At 68.4% G+C, this 20,207-nt stretch carries 36 protein-coding genes; 33 read left to right on the top strand and 3 right to left on the bottom strand.

What is annotated here, in order from left to right:
- Positions 1–2: 2 nt before the first annotated feature.
- The 3 genes from G3M62_RS03600 to G3M62_RS03590 form a co-directional block, all read right to left on the bottom strand.
- Complete coding sequence (locus G3M62_RS03600; RefSeq protein ID WP_165184788.1) at positions 3–374, bottom strand: hypothetical protein; 372 nt, start codon at positions 372–374, stop codon at positions 3–5.
- Positions 375–420: 46 nt separating this feature from the next.
- Positions 421–951 (bottom strand): phage head morphogenesis protein, encoded by a 531-nt coding sequence (locus G3M62_RS03595; RefSeq protein WP_165184787.1) that lies wholly within the window; start codon positions 949–951, stop codon positions 421–423.
- A 121-nt stretch (positions 952–1,072) separates the two neighbouring features.
- Positions 1,073–1,732, bottom strand: a complete 660-nt coding sequence (locus tag G3M62_RS03590; RefSeq protein WP_165184785.1) for an XRE family transcriptional regulator — start codon at positions 1,730–1,732, stop codon at positions 1,073–1,075.
- A gap of 58 nt (positions 1,733–1,790) precedes the next feature.
- Between G3M62_RS03590 and G3M62_RS26865 the strand changes: the two genes are divergently transcribed.
- From G3M62_RS26865 to G3M62_RS03425, 33 genes are all read left to right on the top strand, one after another.
- On the top strand, positions 1,791–2,102 hold the full coding sequence (locus G3M62_RS26865) for a helix-turn-helix domain-containing protein (protein ID WP_425483822.1): 312 nt from the start codon (positions 1,791–1,793) through the stop codon (positions 2,100–2,102).
- A gap of 2 nt (positions 2,103–2,104) precedes the next feature.
- On the top strand, positions 2,105–3,028 hold the full coding sequence (locus G3M62_RS03580) for a ParB N-terminal domain-containing protein (protein ID WP_165184782.1): 924 nt from the start codon (positions 2,105–2,107) through the stop codon (positions 3,026–3,028).
- Entirely contained in the window at positions 3,021–3,245 is a 225-nt protein-coding gene (locus tag G3M62_RS03575; protein WP_165184781.1) for a hypothetical protein, read from the top strand. The genes G3M62_RS03580 and G3M62_RS03575 overlap by 8 nt, the downstream gene beginning before the upstream one ends.
- Positions 3,242–3,706 carry a helix-turn-helix domain-containing protein gene (locus G3M62_RS03570; RefSeq protein WP_165184779.1) on the top strand — a complete coding sequence of 155 codons (465 nt, stop codon included), beginning with the start codon at positions 3,242–3,244 and terminating at the stop codon, positions 3,704–3,706. The genes G3M62_RS03575 and G3M62_RS03570 overlap by 4 nt, the downstream gene beginning before the upstream one ends.
- The gene (locus G3M62_RS03565; protein ID WP_165184778.1) at positions 3,703–4,179 is read left to right on the top strand and encodes a hypothetical protein; all 477 of its coding nucleotides are present in this window, start codon (positions 3,703–3,705) and stop codon (positions 4,177–4,179) included. Before G3M62_RS03570 ends, G3M62_RS03565 begins: the two co-directional genes overlap by 4 nt.
- Positions 4,176–6,188 (top strand): transposase domain-containing protein, encoded by a 2,013-nt coding sequence (locus tag G3M62_RS03560; RefSeq protein ID WP_165184776.1) that lies wholly within the window; start codon positions 4,176–4,178, stop codon positions 6,186–6,188. Before G3M62_RS03565 ends, G3M62_RS03560 begins: the two co-directional genes overlap by 4 nt.
- 82 nt (positions 6,189–6,270) lie before the next feature.
- On the top strand, positions 6,271–7,224 hold the full coding sequence (locus G3M62_RS03555) for an AAA family ATPase (protein WP_165184775.1): 954 nt from the start codon (positions 6,271–6,273) through the stop codon (positions 7,222–7,224).
- A 3-nt stretch (positions 7,225–7,227) separates the two neighbouring features.
- Positions 7,228–7,506, top strand: a complete 279-nt coding sequence (locus G3M62_RS03550; RefSeq protein WP_165183844.1) for a hypothetical protein — start codon at positions 7,228–7,230, stop codon at positions 7,504–7,506.
- A gap of 128 nt (positions 7,507–7,634) precedes the next feature.
- Positions 7,635–7,835: a hypothetical protein gene (locus G3M62_RS03545; protein ID WP_165184773.1), complete on the top strand. Its 201-nt coding sequence runs from the start codon at positions 7,635–7,637 to the stop codon at positions 7,833–7,835.
- Entirely contained in the window at positions 7,832–8,029 is a 198-nt protein-coding gene (locus G3M62_RS03540) for a hypothetical protein (RefSeq protein ID WP_165184771.1), read from the top strand. Before G3M62_RS03545 ends, G3M62_RS03540 begins: the two co-directional genes overlap by 4 nt.
- Positions 8,026–8,625 carry a host-nuclease inhibitor Gam family protein gene (locus G3M62_RS03535; RefSeq protein WP_165184770.1) on the top strand — a complete coding sequence of 200 codons (600 nt, stop codon included), beginning with the start codon at positions 8,026–8,028 and terminating at the stop codon, positions 8,623–8,625. Before G3M62_RS03540 ends, G3M62_RS03535 begins: the two co-directional genes overlap by 4 nt.
- The gene (locus tag G3M62_RS03530; RefSeq protein ID WP_165184768.1) at positions 8,622–8,822 is read left to right on the top strand and encodes a hypothetical protein; all 201 of its coding nucleotides are present in this window, start codon (positions 8,622–8,624) and stop codon (positions 8,820–8,822) included. Before G3M62_RS03535 ends, G3M62_RS03530 begins: the two co-directional genes overlap by 4 nt.
- Entirely contained in the window at positions 8,819–9,133 is a 315-nt protein-coding gene (locus G3M62_RS03525; RefSeq protein WP_165184767.1) for a hypothetical protein, read from the top strand. The genes G3M62_RS03530 and G3M62_RS03525 overlap by 4 nt, the downstream gene beginning before the upstream one ends.
- Positions 9,130–9,654 (top strand): GcrA family cell cycle regulator, encoded by a 525-nt coding sequence (locus tag G3M62_RS03520; RefSeq protein WP_165184765.1) that lies wholly within the window; start codon positions 9,130–9,132, stop codon positions 9,652–9,654. The genes G3M62_RS03525 and G3M62_RS03520 overlap by 4 nt, the downstream gene beginning before the upstream one ends.
- A gap of 76 nt (positions 9,655–9,730) precedes the next feature.
- Positions 9,731–10,036: a hypothetical protein gene (locus G3M62_RS03515; RefSeq protein ID WP_165184764.1), complete on the top strand. Its 306-nt coding sequence runs from the start codon at positions 9,731–9,733 to the stop codon at positions 10,034–10,036.
- Complete coding sequence (locus G3M62_RS03510; protein WP_165184762.1) at positions 9,999–10,850, top strand: DUF6551 family protein; 852 nt, start codon at positions 9,999–10,001, stop codon at positions 10,848–10,850. The genes G3M62_RS03515 and G3M62_RS03510 overlap by 38 nt, the downstream gene beginning before the upstream one ends.
- Positions 10,847–11,104, top strand: coding sequence for a hypothetical protein (locus G3M62_RS03505; RefSeq protein WP_165184760.1), 258 nt, complete (start codon positions 10,847–10,849; stop codon positions 11,102–11,104). Before G3M62_RS03510 ends, G3M62_RS03505 begins: the two co-directional genes overlap by 4 nt.
- Complete coding sequence (locus tag G3M62_RS03500; RefSeq protein WP_165184759.1) at positions 11,101–11,403, top strand: hypothetical protein; 303 nt, start codon at positions 11,101–11,103, stop codon at positions 11,401–11,403. The genes G3M62_RS03505 and G3M62_RS03500 overlap by 4 nt, the downstream gene beginning before the upstream one ends.
- 226 nt (positions 11,404–11,629) lie before the next feature.
- Complete coding sequence (locus tag G3M62_RS03495; RefSeq protein ID WP_165184757.1) at positions 11,630–12,349, top strand: gp16 family protein; 720 nt, start codon at positions 11,630–11,632, stop codon at positions 12,347–12,349.
- Positions 12,349–12,597 (top strand): hypothetical protein, encoded by a 249-nt coding sequence (locus G3M62_RS03490; RefSeq protein ID WP_165184756.1) that lies wholly within the window; start codon positions 12,349–12,351, stop codon positions 12,595–12,597. The genes G3M62_RS03495 and G3M62_RS03490 overlap by 1 nt, the downstream gene beginning before the upstream one ends.
- The gene (locus G3M62_RS03485) at positions 12,594–12,977 is read left to right on the top strand and encodes a Mor transcription activator family protein (RefSeq protein ID WP_165184754.1); all 384 of its coding nucleotides are present in this window, start codon (positions 12,594–12,596) and stop codon (positions 12,975–12,977) included. The genes G3M62_RS03490 and G3M62_RS03485 overlap by 4 nt, the downstream gene beginning before the upstream one ends.
- A complete protein-coding gene (locus G3M62_RS03480) occupies positions 12,977–13,264 on the top strand; it encodes a hypothetical protein (RefSeq protein ID WP_165184753.1) in 288 nt (95 codons plus the stop codon). Before G3M62_RS03485 ends, G3M62_RS03480 begins: the two co-directional genes overlap by 1 nt.
- A gap of 3 nt (positions 13,265–13,267) precedes the next feature.
- On the top strand, positions 13,268–13,498 hold the full coding sequence (locus tag G3M62_RS03475; RefSeq protein WP_165184751.1) for a hypothetical protein: 231 nt from the start codon (positions 13,268–13,270) through the stop codon (positions 13,496–13,498).
- 57 nt (positions 13,499–13,555) lie between these two features.
- Positions 13,556–14,242: a glycoside hydrolase family 19 protein gene (locus G3M62_RS03470; protein WP_165184750.1), complete on the top strand. Its 687-nt coding sequence runs from the start codon at positions 13,556–13,558 to the stop codon at positions 14,240–14,242.
- On the top strand, positions 14,235–14,612 hold the full coding sequence (locus G3M62_RS03465) for a hypothetical protein (protein WP_165184748.1): 378 nt from the start codon (positions 14,235–14,237) through the stop codon (positions 14,610–14,612). Before G3M62_RS03470 ends, G3M62_RS03465 begins: the two co-directional genes overlap by 8 nt.
- A complete protein-coding gene (locus tag G3M62_RS03460) occupies positions 14,609–15,136 on the top strand; it encodes a hypothetical protein (RefSeq protein ID WP_165184747.1) in 528 nt (175 codons plus the stop codon). The genes G3M62_RS03465 and G3M62_RS03460 overlap by 4 nt, the downstream gene beginning before the upstream one ends.
- Positions 15,042–15,365: a hypothetical protein gene (locus G3M62_RS03455; RefSeq protein WP_165184745.1), complete on the top strand. Its 324-nt coding sequence runs from the start codon at positions 15,042–15,044 to the stop codon at positions 15,363–15,365. The genes G3M62_RS03460 and G3M62_RS03455 overlap by 95 nt, the downstream gene beginning before the upstream one ends.
- Before the next feature lie 3 nt (positions 15,366–15,368).
- On the top strand, positions 15,369–15,770 hold the full coding sequence (locus G3M62_RS03450) for a DUF2730 family protein (protein ID WP_165184744.1): 402 nt from the start codon (positions 15,369–15,371) through the stop codon (positions 15,768–15,770).
- Entirely contained in the window at positions 15,767–16,075 is a 309-nt protein-coding gene (locus G3M62_RS03445) for a hypothetical protein (protein ID WP_165184742.1), read from the top strand. The genes G3M62_RS03450 and G3M62_RS03445 overlap by 4 nt, the downstream gene beginning before the upstream one ends.
- A 3-nt stretch (positions 16,076–16,078) precedes the next feature.
- Positions 16,079–16,651 carry a phage protein Gp27 family protein gene (locus G3M62_RS03440; protein WP_165184741.1) on the top strand — a complete coding sequence of 191 codons (573 nt, stop codon included), beginning with the start codon at positions 16,079–16,081 and terminating at the stop codon, positions 16,649–16,651.
- Entirely contained in the window at positions 16,648–16,845 is a 198-nt protein-coding gene (locus G3M62_RS03435; RefSeq protein WP_165184739.1) for a hypothetical protein, read from the top strand. The genes G3M62_RS03440 and G3M62_RS03435 overlap by 4 nt, the downstream gene beginning before the upstream one ends.
- Positions 16,845–18,512, top strand: a complete 1,668-nt coding sequence (locus G3M62_RS03430) for a terminase large subunit domain-containing protein (RefSeq protein WP_165184738.1) — start codon at positions 16,845–16,847, stop codon at positions 18,510–18,512. The genes G3M62_RS03435 and G3M62_RS03430 overlap by 1 nt, the downstream gene beginning before the upstream one ends.
- The gene (locus G3M62_RS03425) at positions 18,512–20,170 is read left to right on the top strand and encodes a DUF935 domain-containing protein (RefSeq protein WP_165184736.1); all 1,659 of its coding nucleotides are present in this window, start codon (positions 18,512–18,514) and stop codon (positions 20,168–20,170) included. Before G3M62_RS03430 ends, G3M62_RS03425 begins: the two co-directional genes overlap by 1 nt.
- The last annotated feature ends 37 nt before the right edge of the window (positions 20,171–20,207 follow it).

Genomic DNA, 20,207 nt, shown 5'->3' with positions numbered 1-20,207 from the left:
ACCTAGTCGTCGGCGCCCTGGCGCGAGTGGCGGACCCGCGCGATGCGGTTGTCGCGCAGTATGGCCAGCTCGCGGTCGGCGACCTTGTGCAGGGGCTTCCAGGCGGTGTGCGGCTTGGTGCGGGCCAGATAGGTGAGCCGGCCTTCGCAGGGGAAGCGGTGGTCGCTGACCACCTGGCAGGGCGGCGTCCGCCCCCAGGGGATGGCCTCGGCGCCCAGGACGGCGATCGCCGACGGCAGATGGACCTTCAGGACGGTGCCGCACTTCTTGCACTGGGTGCGCAGGGCCCAGCCCTGGACGAGCATCTCGGCCAGGGTCAGCGCCGCCGCCGGTATTACGGGCGTCGCGGCATATTCAGGATTCTGGCCGCCCATGACGGCGGTTTACGCCTGCGGGGAGGTGAGAACAAGAAGGGAACATCTAAAGCGGCGGCCCCAGCCAAACCTTGAGATCCTCGCGCGCGATCATCCGAGCGTTCAGCACGCGCCTACCGCAAACGCAGCCCCAGCCGATCGGCGGCGTATGGTCGATCCACCATGGGTCCGCGACCCGCAGAACAACACCGTCGAACGCTCTGTGGGTAGGATGGGACGCGGGCGTTGCTAGGTACTGGGCGAACGGGAACGTTGCGGAGGTACGGGCTTCCCGCTGCAATCTGCCGAGCCGTTGTGCGTGGCTCATGACCGTCCGGAAGAACAGGTGCGGCAGCGTGGCCGTCCGACGCTCACGGCTCCAGAGTTGGTCGCAGATGAACAACGATGTTGGAGAGGGCCACGCCTCAAGGCGCGGCAAAAGCGGAATGAGTCCATGCCCAGGGTGGGCACTACCCGTCTCGAACTCCGCAAACCAATGGTGGAAGATGACGTCGCGGTCGATGAAGCCGGACGGCAGATCGTCGCAAACCTGATCGAACGCCTGTCGCGCCAGCTGGGCGTCAGACAGTTCGACCACGGCTAGCTCAGGGCGGCTTTCACCACGATCGCGGCCGGCAGAGCCATCAAGGCGACCAGGAACACGAACAGGCCAACCTTCCACCAGGTCATCACCAGCTTCGGTCGTTGAGTTCCGTCATTCACAGTGTCTGCCCCACCCATAGAACCCGTCCAATGATCTGCAGCTTGGCCAGATCCTCGCCCGAGACAGTCTCGGGTGGATAGGCCGGATTGTCGGAAATTAGCATCAATCCGTCAGTGAGCTTGCGGATTCGCTTCACACGAGCATCGCCGTCCAAGGTGAACGCGAAAATCCCGTCCACAATCCGCCGGTCGGTCTCGTCGATTAGCAGCAAGCCGCCGTCCGCGATCGTCGCCTCCATCGAGTCTCCACGCGCCTCCAGGATCGACAGTCCGTTGGCTGACGTGCGGCCAAAGCGCTTGCGAAGAAACTCGCTGGTGAAGGGGATGTAGTCGAGCTGACGACGGCCCTCATTCCAGGATCCGGCGCCAGCGGCCAGCGTGCCGGCGAAGCGCGGAATCTTGACGAAGCCAGTCGCGGCCTCAGGCCCTTCGCCGCGCGCCCAAACGAGCCAGTCAATCGAGCATCCACCTGCCTCGGCCAGCTTGGCCACGATGTCCAGGCTCGGCGACAGGTTGGCCGGCGGACGCAGGTATTTGAACAGCGTCGGCTGCTTCACACCGGCCCGCTCGGCGAACGCCGTCGGCTTCTCCGGCGCGATCAACTCGCGAAGGCGCTGAGCGAAAGCTTCGAGATCAAAGGCGCGCGACTCCTCCATGCGACAAGCCGACGCTTGACGTGACTCACGCACGTATGTGAAATGGTCACATTCGTGAGTGAAAGACACACCCGTGACCCGACGAGACTGGCATCCCGCAGACGTGAAGGCGGCGGTCGAAAAGACCGACGTCACGATGACCGCGCTCGCGCTCAAGCACGGGCTGTCGGAAAGCGCTTGTCGCAACTCGCTCCGCAAACCCACGCCTCGTGCTGACAAGGCGATCTCGGATCAGATCGGCGTTCCCCTCCATAAAATCTGGCCAAGCCGTTACGACAAAGACGGTCGCCGCATTCGGCGTCGTCACGTTCGTGACCAAAATAGGCGAGAATCGACGGCCGCGCACCGTCTATCGGCTGAGGCTCGATAGACATGGCGCGCGATGTCCCAAACACGGCGCCCGCTGACGCCCTAGAAGTCGCAGCTGAGGTCTACTGGATCCCTACCGATCAGGTGGAGGTCGGAGATCGTATCCGGCCCGTCAGCCAGGTAGCTGCTGAAGGTCTGGCGGCGGTGATGCTGGCCTCCGAGGCGGGCCAGGAGGAGCCGATCGAGGTGTGCCGACTGCCCGGCCGGGCAGGCTTTCACCTGGTCGAGGGCGCGCACCGCCTGGAGGCGGTGAAGATCAACGGTTGGCCAAAGGTCAAGGCGCTGATCGTCGGTGCGAACGCGATTGATCGCGCGCTTCGGGAAGTGTCGGCGCAACTCTTCTCAGTCGAGCTGTCGCCCATCGACCGCGCGGCCTTTATCGGTCGGCATCTGCAGCTTTTGAAGGCCAAGGCGGGCGTCGCCGCCGATGCGACGCCCCAATCTATTGCCGCGACTGCACGGTGGTCACAGCGCCTGCAGGCGGACGTCTCGGATGCGTCGGACACGATGTCCGCCGCATACGGCTTCACGACGGAGGCCGCCGAAGCGCTCGGCTTCAACGAACGCACGATCCGGCGCGACCTCGAACTTCACCGGGGTCTTCGCCCCGACGTCGTCGCCCAGCTACGCGCCCACCCGGTGGCCAAGAACGCGAGCCAGCTGCGGGCCTTGGCCAAGCTGGCCGAGGGCGACCAGCGGGCCGTGGCCAGTATGATCGTCGACGACGGGGTCAAGGACGTGACCGCCGCCCTGGCCCTGCGCAGCCAGAAGCCCAAGCCCAGCGCGGCGGACAAGGCCTTCAACGCCTTCGTCGCCGGCTGGAGCCGGATGGGCGCGCGCGAACGTCGCCTGGCCCTGGCCGAGATCGCCAAGATCGGCCTGCCCACCGGCGTGACCCTGGACTTGGGAGCGCGCGACGATGGCTGAGATCGATCTGGAAATTCTGACGGTGTTGCGTCTGGCCGAAGCTGGCCGCTCGGTCATGACCGACGTCGGTGTCGGCGATCGGGGTGCTGATGCGGTCACCGCCTTCTACCTGCGCCGGAAGGCCGTCGATCACGTGTGCCGCGCCAAGTGGGTCGGGCCCAACGGAACCCTCACCGACCCCGCTGGCGTCGAAGCCCTCGCGAGGCTTGGCCGATGACCCGCCCCATCGACGCCGAAGAGCGCGCCTGGGCGCTGGAGTGCCTGGCCTGTGGCGACACCCTGGCCGACCTGGCCGAGGGCTCGGGCCGTCGCGAAGCCGAGTGGGTCGCCGAGCTGGGCCCGGCGGCCCGGATCCCGACCCTCATCACCGAACGTCTGGCCCTGCTCGACGCCGGTCTGAACCTTCGCGAGGTGGGCGAGCGCTTCGGCGTCACCCGGCACGCCATCTATCGCAGCGTCGTCCGCGCCCGGATCCTCGGCTTGCCGGTTCCCGACCGGGAGCCGCAGCCTCGCACGCCCGAAGAGCTGCGCCGGCAGATGGTCGTCTTGGCCGATGAGCGCGTGTCCTACTACGAGATCGCCGATCGCCTGGGCGTCGCCTACCAGACCGTCCTGAAGTACGCCGGCCCTTCGCGCCGCGACCGTAGTGAACTCCCCAGCGGCCGGCGGTTCGCATGAGCAAATCGCCCAAGCGCCGCCCAGCCTACGACACGGCCCAGCCGTCGTTCAGTTTCGATGTGCCCACGCCGGCCGCCAGCGACGGCGCCCTGGCCGGCATCGAGAAGAAGGTCGCGTCGGCCGTCGCTCAGATCCTGAAGGACGAGCCCCGGGACCGCTTCAGCGTTGCCGCCGGCATGTCGCGCCTGATCGACGACGAAGTCAGCAAGTGGATGCTGGACAAATACGCCAGCGAGGCCAGCGGCGAACACAACATCAGCGCCGGCCGTTTCTTCGCCCTGATCGCCGAGACCCAGCGCCACGACGTGCTGGCCCGGCTGTGCGCCCTGATCGGGTGCCAGATCGTCATCGGCGAGGAAATCTACACCGTCGAGCTGGGCAACATCAAAGCCCAGCAGGAACGCCTCGCGGCCCGGGAGCGCGAGCTTCGGAAGCTGGCCCCCGAGATCGTCCGGGGAGGCGCCCGCAAATGAACCACCTCGGGGGGAAGGGCTTCTGGTTTGGCGCGGCCGAGCTGGCGGAGCTGAAGCTGCCGGGCCTGCCCGGCGCCAAGCGCAAGATCAACGAGCTGGCCGAGGCCCAGAAGTGGGTGCTGCGCAGCGACGCGGCCGGCCGGCCGCTGTTTCGCAAGCGGGCCGGCAAGGGCGGCGGGTTCGAGTACCACGTCGCCGTGCTACCCCAGGTCGCGTCGCTGGAACTGATCCGCCGGGGCCTGACCCCGGCGCCGCAGACCTTCTCGGCCCCGCAGCCCGTCGGACCGGACACCGACGAACGCGCCCAGCGCTGGGCGTGGTTCGACGGCCAGACCGACAAGGTCAAGGACGAGGCCAAGAAGCGCCTGAAGGTGCTGGAAGCGGTCGAAAATCTGGTCAATCGGACCGGCTCGACCCTCACCGCGGCCGTGGCCTGCGTGGCCGCCGACTACAAGGTCAGCCCCGCCACCATTCACAGCTGGCGCGGCTTCGTGGCCGGCGCGCGGTACGACGACTGGTTGCCGCGTCTGGCTCCCAGCCGGGTCGGCGGCGGCGCGGACGCCGAGATCGACGCCGGGGCGTGGAAGTGGTTCCTGAGCCTCTACCTGGCCCCCGAGAAGCGGTCCTGGACCAATTGCTACGACGGCATGGTCCGCGACTACTGCACGCCCAACGGCGTGACGGTGCCGCACATCAAGACGTTCCGTCGCCGGGTCGAGCGCGACATCGACCCCCGGATCGTGATCGCCAAGCGCGAGGGCGACGACGCCCTGCGCCAGACCCTGCCGTCGCAAAAGCGCTCGGTGGCCGGCCTGTCGGCCCTGCAGCTGGTCAATATCGACGGCCACCTGTGGGACGTCTTCGTCCGCTGGCCCGACAACACGGTCGCCCGCCCGATGATGGTGGCGATCCAGGATGTCTTCAGCCGCAAGATCCTGGCCTGGCGCATCGGCCCGTCGGAATCGGCGGTGTTGACCCGCCTGGCCTTCGCCGATCTGTTCAAGAACCACGGCATCCCGCAGGGCTGTCTGCTGGACAATGGCCGGGCGTTCGCCAGCAAGTGGATCACGGGCGGCGCCCAGACCCGCTTCAGGTTCAAGATCCGCAAGGACGAGCCCACCGGCCTGCTGCCGGCCCTGTCGATCAACGTGCACTGGGCGCTGCCCTATCGCGGCAGCTCCAAGCCGATCGAGCGGGCGTTCAAGATCCTTTGCGAACACGGCGCCAAGGACGTGGTGTTCGCCGGCGCCTACACCGGCAACAACCCGATGGCCAAGCCGGAGAATTACGGCAGCGCCGCCGTGCCGCTGGACGTGTTCACCGCCCGCGTCGGCCAGCTGATCGGCTTCCACAACGCCAAGAAGGGCCGCCGCAGCGAGATGGCGCGCGGCCAGGCCAGCTACGACCAGGTGTTCTTCGATTCCTACCGGTCCGCCGAGATCCGCAAGGCCACGCCCGAGCAGCTGAAGCTGGCCCTGCTGACCGCCGACATGGTCACCGCCGACCGGCTGACCGGCCTGATCCGGTTCATGGGCAACGAATACATGCACGACGACCTGTTCGGCGTGCGCGGCCAGAAGGTCACGATCCGCTTCGACCCCGACAACCTGCACGACGACATCCACGTCTATGGCGCGGACGGCGCGTTCGTCTGCACCGCCCAGCTGCGGGCCGCCATCGGGTTCCAGGACATCACCTCGGCCAAGACCCGCATGCGCCAGGAGGCCGATCTGCGCCGCCAGACCCGCGAACTCTACGCGGCCATGGACCTGCACGACGCCCAGAAGATGGTCGACCAGATGGCCCGCGACATCGCCGAGGCCGAGGACGACGAGGACGACGTGCCCCAGCCCACCGTCATCCGCCCCGTCCGCGCCCAGGGCCGCGCCGTGGCGCGCGCGACGGCCACGGCCGCCAAGCCCGCCCGCGCTTCGATGCTGGATCAGATGGCCTCGGCCTTCCCGCAGTCACCCGAACCCGACCGCTCGCATCTGCGGGTCGTCGAATGAGATCGGCCGCGAGGGGCGGCAACCCCTCGCGGCCGGGTAGTCCGGGGCCAACCGGCCCCTGCAGCAACAGGAGTTGAGTAGCATGAACGTCACCCTCGGCAAGACCGAGTTCAGCGATCCGGAAATGGCCGATCTGCGCGATCGGCTGAAGACTTTGCGCGAAGCCAAGGCGCTGACCTGGAAGCAGGTCGGCCTGCTGGTCGGCGCTGGCGACACCACCATCCAGGCCTGGACCACGGACAAGTACGCCGGCGACAACCAGAGCGTCGCCGGAAAGGTCTACCGCTACTTCATCGCGGAGAGCGAGCGCGAGGAGCTGGCCGCCGAAATGCCGGCGGTGCCCAGCTACGTCCAGACGGTCACGTCCAGGCGGATGCATACGGCCATGGCGGTCGCCCAAGCCGGGGACATGGCGGCGGTCGCGACCGTCCCAGGACTCGGCAAGACCGCGACCATCAAACAGTTCAAGGCGATGCAGCCGGAACGGGTCTGGGTCGCGACGATCCGCCCGTCAAACGGTGGCGTGCCCACGATGCTCAACACCCTGCTGCGGGCCATGGGCAAGACCAAGGCGGCTGGGATCCCCGCCGACTTGGCCGACCTGGTCATGAGCGAAGTGGCGGGCCGCAACGGTCTCATCGTGATCGACGACGCCCAGAACGCGTCGATCAAGGCGTTCGACGAGCTGCGCGGCATCCACGACGAGACTGGCGTCGGCATCGTGCTGTCAGGCCACCTGGAGCTGATCACCAACCTGCGCCGCCACGCCCAGCTCTACAGCCGGCTGGGCGTGAAGTTGGTCCAGCGCGCGGCGCTGAAGGACGACATCCTGGCCATCGCCGAGGCGTGGAAGATCGAGAAGGGCCCCGAGTTGGCCTTCTGCCTTGAGCTGGGGCGGCGCGAGGGCGCCCTGCGCACCCTGACCAAGACCTGCCGCAGCGCGACGTTCCTGGCCCGCCGCGAAGGCGTGCCGCTGCACCTCGCCCACCTCAAGGACGCCGCCGCCCAGGGCGACGTCGACATCGGAGTCGTCTGAGCCATGGCCGTGAACCCCCACCTGGCCGGCGACATGCGCCGGGACCTGAACCAGCTGAAGCTGCTCTACGACATGGGCAGCATCGCGCCGGAGACGTTCAACGACCTGATCCGGCTGCTGGTGGCGGGCCCGGCGATGCTGGCCGCCTTGCGGGCGGCCGAGCAGTTCATCCTCAACGGGACCGAGCTGGGTTTCATCCGCATGCCCGACAAGGGCGACCCGGCCCTGGACACCCTTCCGGCGATCCAGGCCGCGATCGCGCGCGCGGAGGGCCGGTCATGATGGCCTTCTTGGATGGGTCTCCGACTCGAACCCGCCTCGAAGGGCTTCGCGCCGCCGGCGCCACGAGTCCCGATACCGCCGTCCTCGCCATCCCGTGCGATCCCCGGGGATCGATCTGGGACCGGTTGGTGACGCAAGGCCGTGTCGCCGAGATCCATGAGCGGGACGGCGGGTTCGTCAGGGTCCGCTACTGGATCACCTCCGTTGGCCTGGCCTCACTGGATCAGCCGCCGATCGGCGACGAGATCCGGGGCCTGTCTGGAACCGTCACCGTCGACGAGCTGGCCCACTACAACCCGGCCGACGACGTCGCGGAGCAGATCCCGTGATCGCCGCCCTGCGCCGCTGGCTGACCTTCGTGCTGGAGGTCCGCCTTCAGCCTCGTCCTCGGCCGCTGGCCGGCCGGGGCGATGGCGATCTCGCCCGCTACCTGCAGCGCCGCGCCGCCCAGGCCGCCCACCACCATCCCATGACAACCCCGGTCCGCCGCGCGCGGCCCCTGAACCAGGAGGGTTTCCAGTGACCCTGCATACCTTTCAACCGGCGGCGACGCCCCAGACTCGCCAGGAGGTCGACGACCTGGTGCGGATGGTCGGTGAGAACACCCGGGAGGTCTCGCGCATCGAGACCGCCCTGGAGCAGTTCATCACCGCCGCCCGCGAGACGGCCGAGGCCAAGATCCAGCCGATCAAGGCCGCGATCGCCGAGGCCCAGTCCAAGGTCGAGGCGTTCATCCGCGCCAATCCCGAGGCCTTGGCCGCCGGCCCGGCCGGCGACCTGACCATGGAGGCCTATCAGGCCCAGCTGGTGGCGGTGCTGATGTCGTCGGCCCGGCCGCTGACCGAGCGCCAGCGCAAGATCCTCACGGCCATGCAGGGCGGCGCCGTGCTGCGTCGCCAGCACAAGCGCCGGATGTACAGCCTGATCTGGCCCGACACGGTCGCGGACTATCGCCGCAGCCCCGCGCCGTCGTGGGTCAACTCCGACCACGTCTTCAACCTGCAGCACCGTTATTTCGACGCCTTCAGCGTCGCGACCGGCGAGCAGATCCTGGGCGTGTCGGCGTTCGACGCCCGTGAGATCGAATTCCGGATCAAGCCCGACGTGGTGCTGCCATGACCTGGGGCGCGATCTTCGTCGTCTGGAGCTGGGCGCTGGGCGCCTGGCTCTACCTGATGACCCTGCGCGACACGCCGCGCAGCCGCACCGTCCTGATCCTGGGCGGTGCGCTCTGGTTCATCGCCGCGCCGCTCGAACTGGCCTGGAAGGCCTTCGAGTACTTCGCCCGCCGCTTCCTCGAAAAGGTTCTGCCATGAGCCCGGAAATCCGCGCCCGCCACAGCTTGGCCGAAGGCCTGCTGCACATCGCCGCCGACGCCCTGTCGGACTTCGAAATCAACCTGATCGCCGAGATTTCGGCGCGCCGCCGCCGGTTCGGCCTGGAGGCCGTCGTCACCGACATCGAGGCCGATGTCCTGGCCGGCGCGGTCACGGCGATGGAGGCCGATGTCCTGGCCGGCGCGGTCACGGCGATGGAGGCCGCCATCAGGCGCATGGCCGCCGAGCACCGCACCGGTTTCGACGTGATGTTCGACCGCATCCAGATCGAGCTGGGGGCCACGGCATGAGCTGGACCGACGAGCGCACCGCCACGGCGAAGAAGATGTGGATCGACGGCTACTCCGCCACTCAGATCGCCAAGCAGCTGGGCGACGTCAGCCGCAACGCGGTGATCGGCAAGGTCCAACGCCTTGGTCTTTTGAAGACCCGGCGGGCCGCGTCCAGCCCTGGAAGCCAGGTCGTCGCCAAGCCGTCCCGTCCGGCCGGCGCGGATGCGAAGTCGGTCCGCAACCGGCAGATCAACGCCCAGCTGCGGACGGTAGTCGCCGCCGCGCCTCCTTCGGCGCCGGCCACGGTCAAGCCGGTGCTCCGGCTGGTCGACACCCCGACCACGACGCTGGAAGGCCTGGGCCGGCACGCCTGCAAATGGCCGATCGGCGACCCGGCTGCGGACGGCTTCGGCTTCTGCGGCCGACGCACGGTCGAGACCTACTGCCCCGACCACGCCCGGGTCGCCTACAGCCCGCGCCCGCCCCGCGACAAGGCCGTCAGGCCCAACGGCAAGCTTCCGCTGTGGGCCCGCTCATAGCCGCCTCGCCAATCCTCCCCGCATCGCCCGCCGCCTCCGGTCCCTGACCGCCAGGCGGTCAGACAGGAAGCCGAAGATGAGCACTCACGAAGAAGGCTGGATCGACCCGAAGAAGGACGCCGCGCACGTCGAGGCGGTTCTCGCCCAGGGCGGGTTCAAGGTGGCCGTCGCCGACCCGGCCTATGCGCAGCGCCTGCAGCGTGCGCTCGAAGGCCCGCAGGACCTGGCTTTGCCGGCCCCCATGGTGGCCGTCGAGAAAAGCCGCCAGATCGGTCTGACCGAGGCGACGCGCCTGTGCCGCTCGGACGAAGACGCGCCGGCCGTACCCCCCCCCTGCAGCTTCCATGCCTTCGCGGCTGGCCAGCCAGGTGCGGAAGGTTAAGCCGGTGTCGATCGCCAACGTCATCCCCGCCAAGATCACCGGCCTGCGCCCGCGCTTCGAGACCGCCGATCCCAAGTCGCTGCTGGTCGACGAAGCCTACCAGCGCGGCCTGAGCGACAAGTCGCTCCGCCTGATCCGCAAGATCATCGGCGAGTGGGATTGGGCCCGCTTCAAGCCGCCCGTGGTGGCCGAGACGGCCGCCGGTTTCGAGGTCGTCGACGGCCAGCACACCGCGATCGCCGCCGCCAGCCACCCTGGCATTGGGTACATCCCGATCATGGTGGTGCCGGGGATCAGCCAGGCCGCCCGCGCCAACGCCTTCGTTGGCCACAACCGCGACCGCCTGGGCATGACGCCCATGCAGATCCACTACGCCCAGATCACGGCCGGCGACGCCGAGGCGGTCGAGCTGCAGGCGGTCTGCGCCGCCAGCCGCGTGGAGATCCTGCGCACGCCGCCGGCCGCCGGGGTCTACAAGCCTGGCCAGACCGTCGCGGTTCGCGGCATCGCTGACCTGGTCGCGCGACGCGGCCGGGAGAAGTCGATCCAGATCCTGACGATCCTGACCGACGCCGGCCTGGGCCCGGTCAACGCCGTCCACGTGCGCGCCGTCGACCACCTACTGCACGACCCAGAGTGCGGCCCCCAGGTCAGCCCGGCCGGCCTCGTCCAGGCCATCACCGGCCTGCTGCCCACCCTGGCCGGCGAGGCTTCGGTGTTCGCCGCCACCCACCGCGTCCCCGTCTGGAAGGCCACCGCCAGTGTGATCTTCCGCAAGGCCAAGGGCCGACGTCTGTCTGGAGTTGCCCAATGAGCCTCACCAACAAGATTTCCGACCTGTTAAATCCAATCGACGACGAACTGGTCCGCGTCTCCCTCAATGTCTTGGCGACGCGCGCTCTTCTGGAGCGCCTATCGCTTCTGCAGCCTGGCGGCGTGGTTCGCCTCGATGACGTCGTTGCGCTGCTCGGCGGCGTCCACATCCAGATCGCCAACGCCCGCAATGGACTTGTCGATGCTCTCAACGAGCTGATCGCAGTCGCTGTCTTGGAAGGGGAAGGCCGATGAGCCGCCGTCCCCGCAAACGCGCTAGCGTGCGCACCATGCACGTCGACTGGTGTCCGTCGGTGGCGGCGCTGTTCGACCTGGCCGGCCGGTTGGGCTGGACGCCGCCGACCAGGGCCAAGGTCGTGCTGAGCCGAGGCAAGTCCACCTGGTCGGCGCGGTTCGTCGATGACAACGGCCAGCCGGTGAACACGGTGGTCCGCCTCAAGCACCTGCCCGATGGCGAGGCCGAGGTGCTCGCCGACGAGATCCACGTGCGCTTTGTCGCGACGGGCGCTGAGCTGCGCGAGGCCGGGGCATGACCGCCGTCGTCGCAACTTCGCGTCAGGCCGCCCTAGCCGAGGTCACAGCGAAGGCCATCTTCGATGAGATTTGGAGGCGCTGCCGTGAGATCGGGGCAGAGGGCCATCCCGTTCTAGGGGTCTATCCCGATTGGGCCCGCGAGCTGGAAACCGTTCGCTCGGACTATCGGGTGATCGCAACGAGGGTGATGGACACCGTCCGCCAAGCGCGCGCGGAGGGTCGGATATGACCGCCCGCCGCGCCACCAAGCCCGCCAAGGCTCCGGATCCGCTTGCCGGCATGCGTGGCGCGGTCCAGGCCGCCCGCCGCCAGCTCGGCCTGGACGACGAGACCTATCAGGCCATCCTCGTCCGCCTGGCCGACGGCAAGACCAGCTCCAAGGATCTGGATCGGGCCGAGCTGGCCCGGGTGCTGGACGAGCTGCGGGCCAAGGGCTTCAAGCCCAAGGTCGTCTGGAACCACACTCCGAACCCCCACCCGCGTCCCGACCACTACGGGCGCCGCGCCGCTGACCACCCCAGCGCCAAGAAGGCCCGCGCCCTGTGGCTGTCGCTGTACGAGCTGGGCGTGATCCGCGACGCCGGCGAGCCCGCCCTGGAAGCCTTCGCCGCCCGCCAGCTGGGCTGCGCCCGGATGCAGTGGATGGATCAGGGCCTGAACTACAAGCTGATCGAGGCGCTGAAGGCCATGGCCGAGCGCAACGGCTGGTCGCAGGATCTGGCCGGGGTGAAGAAGCCCCTGCAGATCCTGAACCTGAAATTGCGCCTGGTCGTCGCCCAGCTGGGCAAGCTGCAGACCGCCGGCCTGCTGACGGACGCCGATCGCGAGACGCCGCCGGTCAGCGAGATCCCCGAGGTCGCCGAGCTGGAGGCTGCCGCCGACGAGCAGATCCGTCGCCTGGGCCGCAAGATCCGCCAGCACGACCTGGTCGAGCGGCTGAACTGATGGCCGAGCGCGCGCCCGCACCCGTGATCGACCTGCTGGCCTGGCCGGCGATCGCGGCGGCGCGCGCCGAGCGGGACGCGGCCGAGGCCGCCGTGGTCGAGGCCGCCGTGGTCGAGGCCAAGCGCCGCTGGCTGCTGTCGCCGCACGGCAAGATCCGCGAGCGCCTAAGCGCCCTGCAAGAGGCCACTCATCGGCTTCTTAAGGCCGGCCAGGCGCTGGCCGAGTTGACCGGCGAGGTCATCCATTGAAACGCGTCCACGACATCGAGGGCGGCGAGGTCACCACCACGGCCGGGCTGATCGACCTGATCGGCGAGGCGGCGGTGTGCAAGCTGTCGGATCAGTTCGGCGGGATTCGGATCTACGTCCCGGCCAGCCCCGGCCAACATCATCCGCTGACGGTCGCGATCGGCCAGGCCGCCGCCGACCAACTGGCCACCGCCTTCGCGGGGCAGCAGCTGCTGGTGCCGATGACGCCCGCCCGCCGCGCCGAGATCCTGGACCTGGACGCCAAGGGCTGGACGCGGGCGAAAATCGCAAGGAAGGTGCGCCTCTCCGAGCGCCGAATCTACCAAGTGCTCGAAGACGACCGCCGTCGGGCGCCGAGGGCCAAAGGGTTGTTCGACTGATGCAAACTCCAATCACCGCCGACATGATCGAACGCGCGGCCAGGGCGATTTGTGAGGAGCGCGGTTACTGGCCTGACGATCTTGAGCCCGGCAACATCATCATCCATCCGCTAGACGATTTGGAGACTTGGACATCGTCTGATGGTGTCTCGATAGAGGCGCTTTGCTCCGACGGGCAACGTCCTGCAGATGGACATGATGGGAAGGATCCCTGTCACTTCGTGTGGCGGCAGTTCATCGGCTCGGCGCAAGTCGCCTTGCGGGCGGCTTTGGAAGTCGGGGAATAGGTCATGAGCGAGAAGCTGGCGGACACCCAAGCTGTAGAGCCCGGCGATACGTTCGAGGGTGACATGACGCTGGCGCGTAGTGCGGTTGAGCTGCTGCGCTCCCATGGTCACACCTCCGAAGCCGAGGCGGTCCGCATCCTGCTTGACGAGTTGGTTGACCGAAAGGGTTTCACCGACGCATTTGTGCGGGAGCATAAGGCTCTCGCGACCCGCTTCCTCAACGCCAAGTTCTAGGCAGGCTGAAATACTTCAGCATGGGACCAGCATAGCTGGATCGCCATGGTCGGCGGCATGGAAGCCGCCCTTTCCCCTGACCAGAAAGCCAATACGCTTACGCAGAGCGAAGCGTTCCTTGGTCGTCTCGAACACGCGCTGAAGGCGCTGTCGCCCAAGATCGGGCCGCTCACCCTGGCGACGTTCCTGGGCCGGGACGGCCTGCAGCACATGGAGCGCGCCGGGATCCTGGACGGCGGCGGGCTGCGCCTGGCCTTCTTCTTGTCACAGGGCGCGCACGAGAGCACGGGCTTCACGGTCCGCATCGAGAACCTGAATTACACGACGGCCGGCGCAATCCAGGACACCTGGCCAAAGCGGTTCAAGACAGCCGCCGCCGCCGAGCCCTTCGTTCGCCGCCCGGCCGCCTTGGCCAACAGCGTTTACCGCAACCGAAACGGCAACACCGCGCCCGACGACGGCTGGCGCTACCGTGGTCGCGGCTTCATCCAGCTGACCGGCAGGGACAACTATGTCGAGGCGGGCAAGCTGCTGGGTTGGCCGCTGGTCGACAAACCGCAGATGGCCGAAGACCCGGCCGGCGCACTGGCCACGGCCTGCGCCTACTGGCGGATGAACAACCTCAACCGCTTCGCCGATCTGAACGATTTCACCGGCCTGACCCGGGCGATCAACGGCGGCGAGAAAGGCCTGAAGGAGCGCCGCGCTCTCCTGGCCGTGGCTCGGCGGGTGCTCGATGTTTGATCGCGACGCCATCAAGTCCGCCGCGTTCGAGGAAGCGCATCGGACCATCGACGAGGCGATAGACGCCACCCGCCGCGCGATCGCGGGCGGGCCCGGCGCTGTCGCGCCTGCCGCCTCTATCCACGACCCGCTGCCGCCGCGCCGGCCCTTCAAGGGCGTCTGGGACTTCATCGTGCGCGGCGGCCGACCGATCGGCCTCTGGGTCGGCGTGGCGATCCTCTTCGTCCACGGCGTGGTGCTGCCGATCGCCGCGCTTCTCGGCCGCCAGGTCCACGGCTTCAGCGCCACCGAGCTGCTGGGGATCTGCGCCCTGGTCGGCCTGGGCTGGCACCAGCGCACCAAGGAAAAGCAGGAAGGCCTGACCTCGTGAGCATCTCGACCAACATCGGCATCCTCGGGGCCGTCGGCCTGGTGGGCCTGATCACCTTCGCCACCGTCGAGCACGGCCAGGCGGTCAAGTACCGCAAGCTGGACGCCGAGCATCGGGCCTGCGTCGCGGCTCTGCTGCCCAACAACATCGTCGATCCCGGCCGCCTGTGCGACCCGGCGATCTCCAACGACCACGCCGCCGCCGTCATGGCCAAGGCCTGCGACGACGCCTTGAGCGCCAAGCCGGAGAACATCGCCGCCGCGCGCATGGTCTGCAGCACCCCGGTGAAGACCGTGGTGACCGCCCGCGACGTGGCCCTGGGCGAGCGCGACGCCGCCCGCTCCGACCTGCAGGCCGCCCGCAAGGACCAGGCCGCCGCCATCACCCGCGCCGAAACGCGCGTCCGTACCGAAACCCAAAGGAAAGCCGATGCCGCTGCAGCCCTCGCGCGTGCGCCTCGTGATGCTGACGGCCTTGTCGTCTGTGACGCTGTTTGCCTGCGCCAGCGGGCCGGAGGCTCCTAAGCCGGTCGGCCCCGCGCCGGATCCGGTGATCGAGACCCGGACGGTCGAACGCAAGGTCTGCCCGGCCGAGCTGGACCAGGACGTGGGCGCTCAGCCCCAGCCGGCCGACGACGCGGTGCTCCGCCACAACGACACCGGCGGCGACTACCTCGACGCCATCATCGCCTGGGGCCGCCGAGCCGCCAGCCTGTTCAACGACGCCAAGGCCCAGTGCCCGACCCCGGAGTAAAGCGTGACGACCTTCCTGAAGTTCTGGCCGGTCCTGGTCATCGTCCTGAACGCCCTGACCGTGTGGATCGCCTGGTCGCTGCGGCAGCTGGCCAAGAACGAGGTCGAGCGGATCGTCGCGGCGGCGGTCGACCTGCTGAAGAAGGCCGACGCCGAAGCCTCGTCCAGGCTGGCGACCGTGGTCGAGGACGTCGATGAGCACGACACCCGGCTGACCAAGTTGGAGGAGCAGCTGAAGGCGCTGCCGCAGCGCGCCGATTTCGAGCGCCTTGAGCACGGCTTCTCCGACCTGAAGGCCGTGGTCAACGGCAACGCCGCGACCCTGCTCGGCGTCGAGAAGGGCCAGGAAAACACCCAGAAGGCCGTCGACCGGCTGACCAACTACCTGCTGGAGAGCCGCACGTGAGCACCCCCATCGAAAGGGCGATGATCGCGTCGCGACGGCTGGGCGTGCTGCAGATCCTGGCCGAGGTCCGCGCCACGGTTCCGGACGTGGCGATGATGCACGCCCTGCACGCCAGCAGCCATCGGGTCCGCGTCGATCGTGAGGCCGTGCGCGCTGACTACAAGTTCCTGGAAGAGGTGATGTGCGTCTCCACCGAGTTGGTCGACGACCGCGTCCTGGAGGCGACGATCACTGCGCGCGGCGCCCTGGTCGCCCAGGGCAACCTCAAGGTCGACGGCATCGCCGACGCTCTGCTGGAGCGCTGAGCCATGGCCCCCGGCCGCAAGACCCCGTCGTCGATCGACCGCCTCCCGGATGAGATCCAGGAGCTGATCGCCAGTAAGCGTCGCGGCGGGGCGACCATCGACCAGATCATGGAGCATCTCGACCTCCTGAACGTGGACGTGTCGCGCTCGGCCGTCGGTCGACACGTCAAGACCCTGGCCGAGATCGGCGAGGATCTGCGCCGCACTGAGGCCTTGTCGAGGTTCATCGTCGAGAAGTTCGGCGACGAGCCGGACGAGCGTGTGGCCCGCGCCAGCATGCGGATCCTTCAGGGCGTGCTGATGAACCTGATGGTGGATCGCCCCACCGACGAGGAGGGCCTGCCGATCGGCGTGGGCGTGGACGAGGCCAACAAGCTGGCGCTGTCGCTGCAGCGGGTGATGAGCGCCCAACGCATGGACACGGAACGGCAGATCAAGATCCGCGCCATGGCGAAGGCCGAGGCCCTGGAAGAGGCCGCCAAGGCCGTCGACCAGGCCGCCAGGAAGATGGCGGGCGGCATGACCAAGGACACGATCGCGGCGATCAAGTCCGAGATCCTGGGCGTGGGTCGATGAGCCAGCTCCTGACCGCCGCCCAGCAGCGCAGTCTGCAGATGATCCTTCACGACCTGGACGAGCTGGGCCGCGATCTGTTCGCGGACGGCAAGTACCTGGTCGTCTCGACCCGGCCTCTGCCGTCCGCCGATCGGTACACCGCAGAGGTCAGCAAGGGGTTCGTGGTCGAAGCCTTCACCTGGCAGCGCCCCTGATGGCGTTCGACATCGGACCGATCACGAACGAGGAGTGGGCCGCGCACCGCCGCGAGGCGATGCAGGCCATGCCTGCGTTCCTGGCCGGCAAAGCGCTGCCCGACATCCTGATGCCGTCGCAGAAGGCCCTGCTGCTCGCGACGGCGTCCAACAAGGTGGTCGTCTCCGACAAGAGCCGGCGGATCGGCTTCACCTGGGCGGTGGCCGCCGACGCGGTGCTGACGGCCGGCGCCCAGAAGACCGCCGGGGGGATGGACGTCCTCTACATTGGCTACAACCTCGACATGGCGCGGGAGTTCATCGACACCAGCGGCATGTGGGCCAAGGCGTTCGCGCCGGCGGTCACCGAGGTGGGCGAGTTCCTGTTCGACGACCCCGACCCCAGCGGCAAGGGCGCGGACAAGAAGATCCAGGCCTTCCGGATCGGCTTCGCCTCGGGCTTCGAGATCGTGGCCCTATCCAGCCGGCCGCGCTCGCTGCGCGGTCGCCAGGGCTATGTGATCCTGGACGAGTTCGCCTTCCACGATGATCCGCGCGGCCTGCTGAAGGCGGCCATGGCGCTGCTGATCTGGGGCGGCAAGGTGCTGGTGATCTCGACGCACAACGGCGTCGACAACCCGTTCAACGAGCTGATCCAGGAAGTCCACTCCGGCAAGCGGCCGGGCAAGGTCGTGCGCTGCACCTTCGACCAGGCGCTGGAGGAAGGCCTCTATCAGCGCGTCTGCCTGACGCAGGGGATCGAGTGGACGCCCGAGGGCGAGGCCGCTTTCCGTGCCGAGACCCGCGCCTCCTATGGCGCCGACGCGGCCGAGGAACTGGACTGCGTCCCCAGCCAGGGCTCTGGCGTCTATCTGAGCCGGGCGCTGATCGAGGCCTGCTCGACGGCCGACGCGCCGGTGCTGCGCCTGCACGTCAAACCCGAGTTCGAGCTGGAGCCCGAGCACCAGCGCCGCTCCTATGTCGACGCCTGGCTGGAGCAGACGGTTCTTCCCGAGATCAAGAAGCTGGATCGCGGCCTGCGCCACTTCTTCGGCGAGGACTTCGCCCTGACCGGCGACGTCTCGGGCCTGGTGCCTATCTCGATCGACCGCAACCTCAAGCGCCGCGTGCCCTTCATGATCGAGATGCGGCACGTGCCGCACGAACAGCAAAAGCAGGTGGTCTTCTTCCTGGGCCAGAACATGCCCCGGTTCTCCGGCGGCAAGCTGGACGGCAACGGCAACGGCTCGTTTCTGGGCCAGGTCACCCTTCAGAAGTTCGGCGAGAGCCGCATCGAAGTCGTGAAGCCGACCCAGGATTGGTACCGCGAGAACATGCCCAAAATGCAGGCGCTGTTCTCGGATCGCGACATCTCGATCCCGGCGCACACCGACGTGGTCGACGACCTGCGCCAGATCAAGCTGATCAAGGGGATCCCGATGGTCCCCAAGGACGCCCACCACAAGGGGTCGGATGGCCTGAACCGGCACGGCGACTTCGGCGTCGCGCTCTGCCTGGCCGTGGCCGCCAGCTACGGCGACGCCTCGGAATACGGCTACACCGCGGTGACGCCCCGAACCGTCTTCAGCGACGCCGTCCAGGACGACGACGCCTGGCCGCGCCCCTACGAAACCCCCGACCACGACACCAGCATCGCCGGCCAGCTGCGCGGCGGAGGCACCTTCTGATGGCCCGTACCTCTCTCGTCGACCACCTCGGCCGGCCGATCGACTTCGGCGCGCTGAAGAAGCCCCAGGGCGGCCCGACCCTGACCGGGATCCGCTCGGTGATCGGCGGCCACCCGGCCGACGGCCTGACGCCCCAGCGCCTGACGCGGATCCTGCGCCAGGCCGACCAGGGCGACGGCGAGGCCTATTACGAGCTGGCCGAGCAGATGGAGGAGAAATACCTCCACTACAACGCCGTGCTGGGCGTGCGTAAGCGGGCCGTCAGCCAGCTGGAGATCTCGGTCGACGCGGCCCTGGATGACGCCGCCTCGGTGCGCCACGCCGACTTCGTGCGCGACTGGGTCGACCGCGACGAGCTGGAGTCGGAGCTGTTCCACATTCTCGACGCGGTCGGGAAGGCCACCAGCTTCACGGCGATCGGCTGGGATACCTCCGAAGGCCAGTGGATGCCCTCGTCCCTGGAGTGGCGTGATCCGCGCTGGTTCACCACTGACCTGGTCGACGGCCGAACCCCGATGCTGCGCGCCGAGGACGGCACGCTGGAGCGCCTGGCGCCGTTCGCCTGGATCCATCACGAGCACCAGGCCAAGTCGGGCCTGCCGATCCGCTCGGGCCTGGCCCGGCCGGCGGCCTGGGCCTACCTGTTCCAAGCTTTCGCGATCAAGGACTGGGTCGCCCTGGCCGAGGTGTTCGGCCTGCCGCTGCGGGTCGGTCGCTACGACAACGGCGAGACGGCCGAGAACATCCGCCTGCTGGCCCACGCCGTGGCCGGCATCGCCTCGGACGCCAGCGCCGTCTTCCCCAAGTCGATGGACGTGGAGTTCATCAAGGGCGACACCTCGGGCGGCACCGACCTGTTCGAGCGCCTGTGCGAGTACCTGGACAAACAGGTCAGCAAGGCGGTGCTGGGCCAGACGGCCACCACCGACTCGGTGGTCGGCGGCCTGGGCTCGGGCAAGGAGCATGGCGACGTCCGCGAGGACATCCAGCGCGCCGACGCCAAGCTGCTGGCCGCCACCCTGAACCGCGACCTGATCAGGCCGATGATCGACCTGAACTTCGGGCCGCAGAAGAAATACCCGCGCCTGCGCATCGGCAAGTCCGAGGCCTGGGACCCGGCGGTCATGATGCCGGCGCTCAAGACCTTCGTCGAACTGGGCGGCAAGGTCGGGGCCTCGGTCATCCGCGACAAGCTGAGCATCCCCGACCCCGGCGCGGACGAGGAGCTACTGGTCGCGCCCCAGCAGCCGGTCTCGCCGCTGGCTCTACCCAACCCCGCCAACGACCCGCAGGGCGGCCAGAAGCCTCCCGGGGGATCGCCGACGGTAGCGCGGGACCCTTCAGCCCCCCCAGCGGCCCTCTTAAAGCCTCTTAAAGAGGCCTTGGCCGCCGCTGCTCTGTCTCTCGCGCCGGGTCGGGACGCGATCGAGGTGTTCACCGCCGACGAGCTGTCGGGCTGGGAGGCGGTGATCGATCCGATCATCGCGCCGATCGAGGCGACCCTGGCCGCCTGCAGCACGTTGGAGGAGGCGCGCGACAAGCTGGCCTCGGCGATCGCTGGCATCGACGCCGCCGCCCTGGCCCAGCTGCTGGCCCGGGCCGGCTTCGCCGCGCGCCTGGTCGGGCAGAGCGGCTTGCCTCTGGCCGAGGGCGGCTGATGGCCCGGGTCGAGCAAGCCTTCATCACCACCCCGTC

This window comes from Caulobacter soli (assembly GCF_011045195.1).
Classification (GTDB): Bacteria; Pseudomonadota; Alphaproteobacteria; order Caulobacterales; family Caulobacteraceae; genus Caulobacter; species Caulobacter soli.
This window is presented reverse-complemented; position numbering and strand designations above follow the sequence as displayed.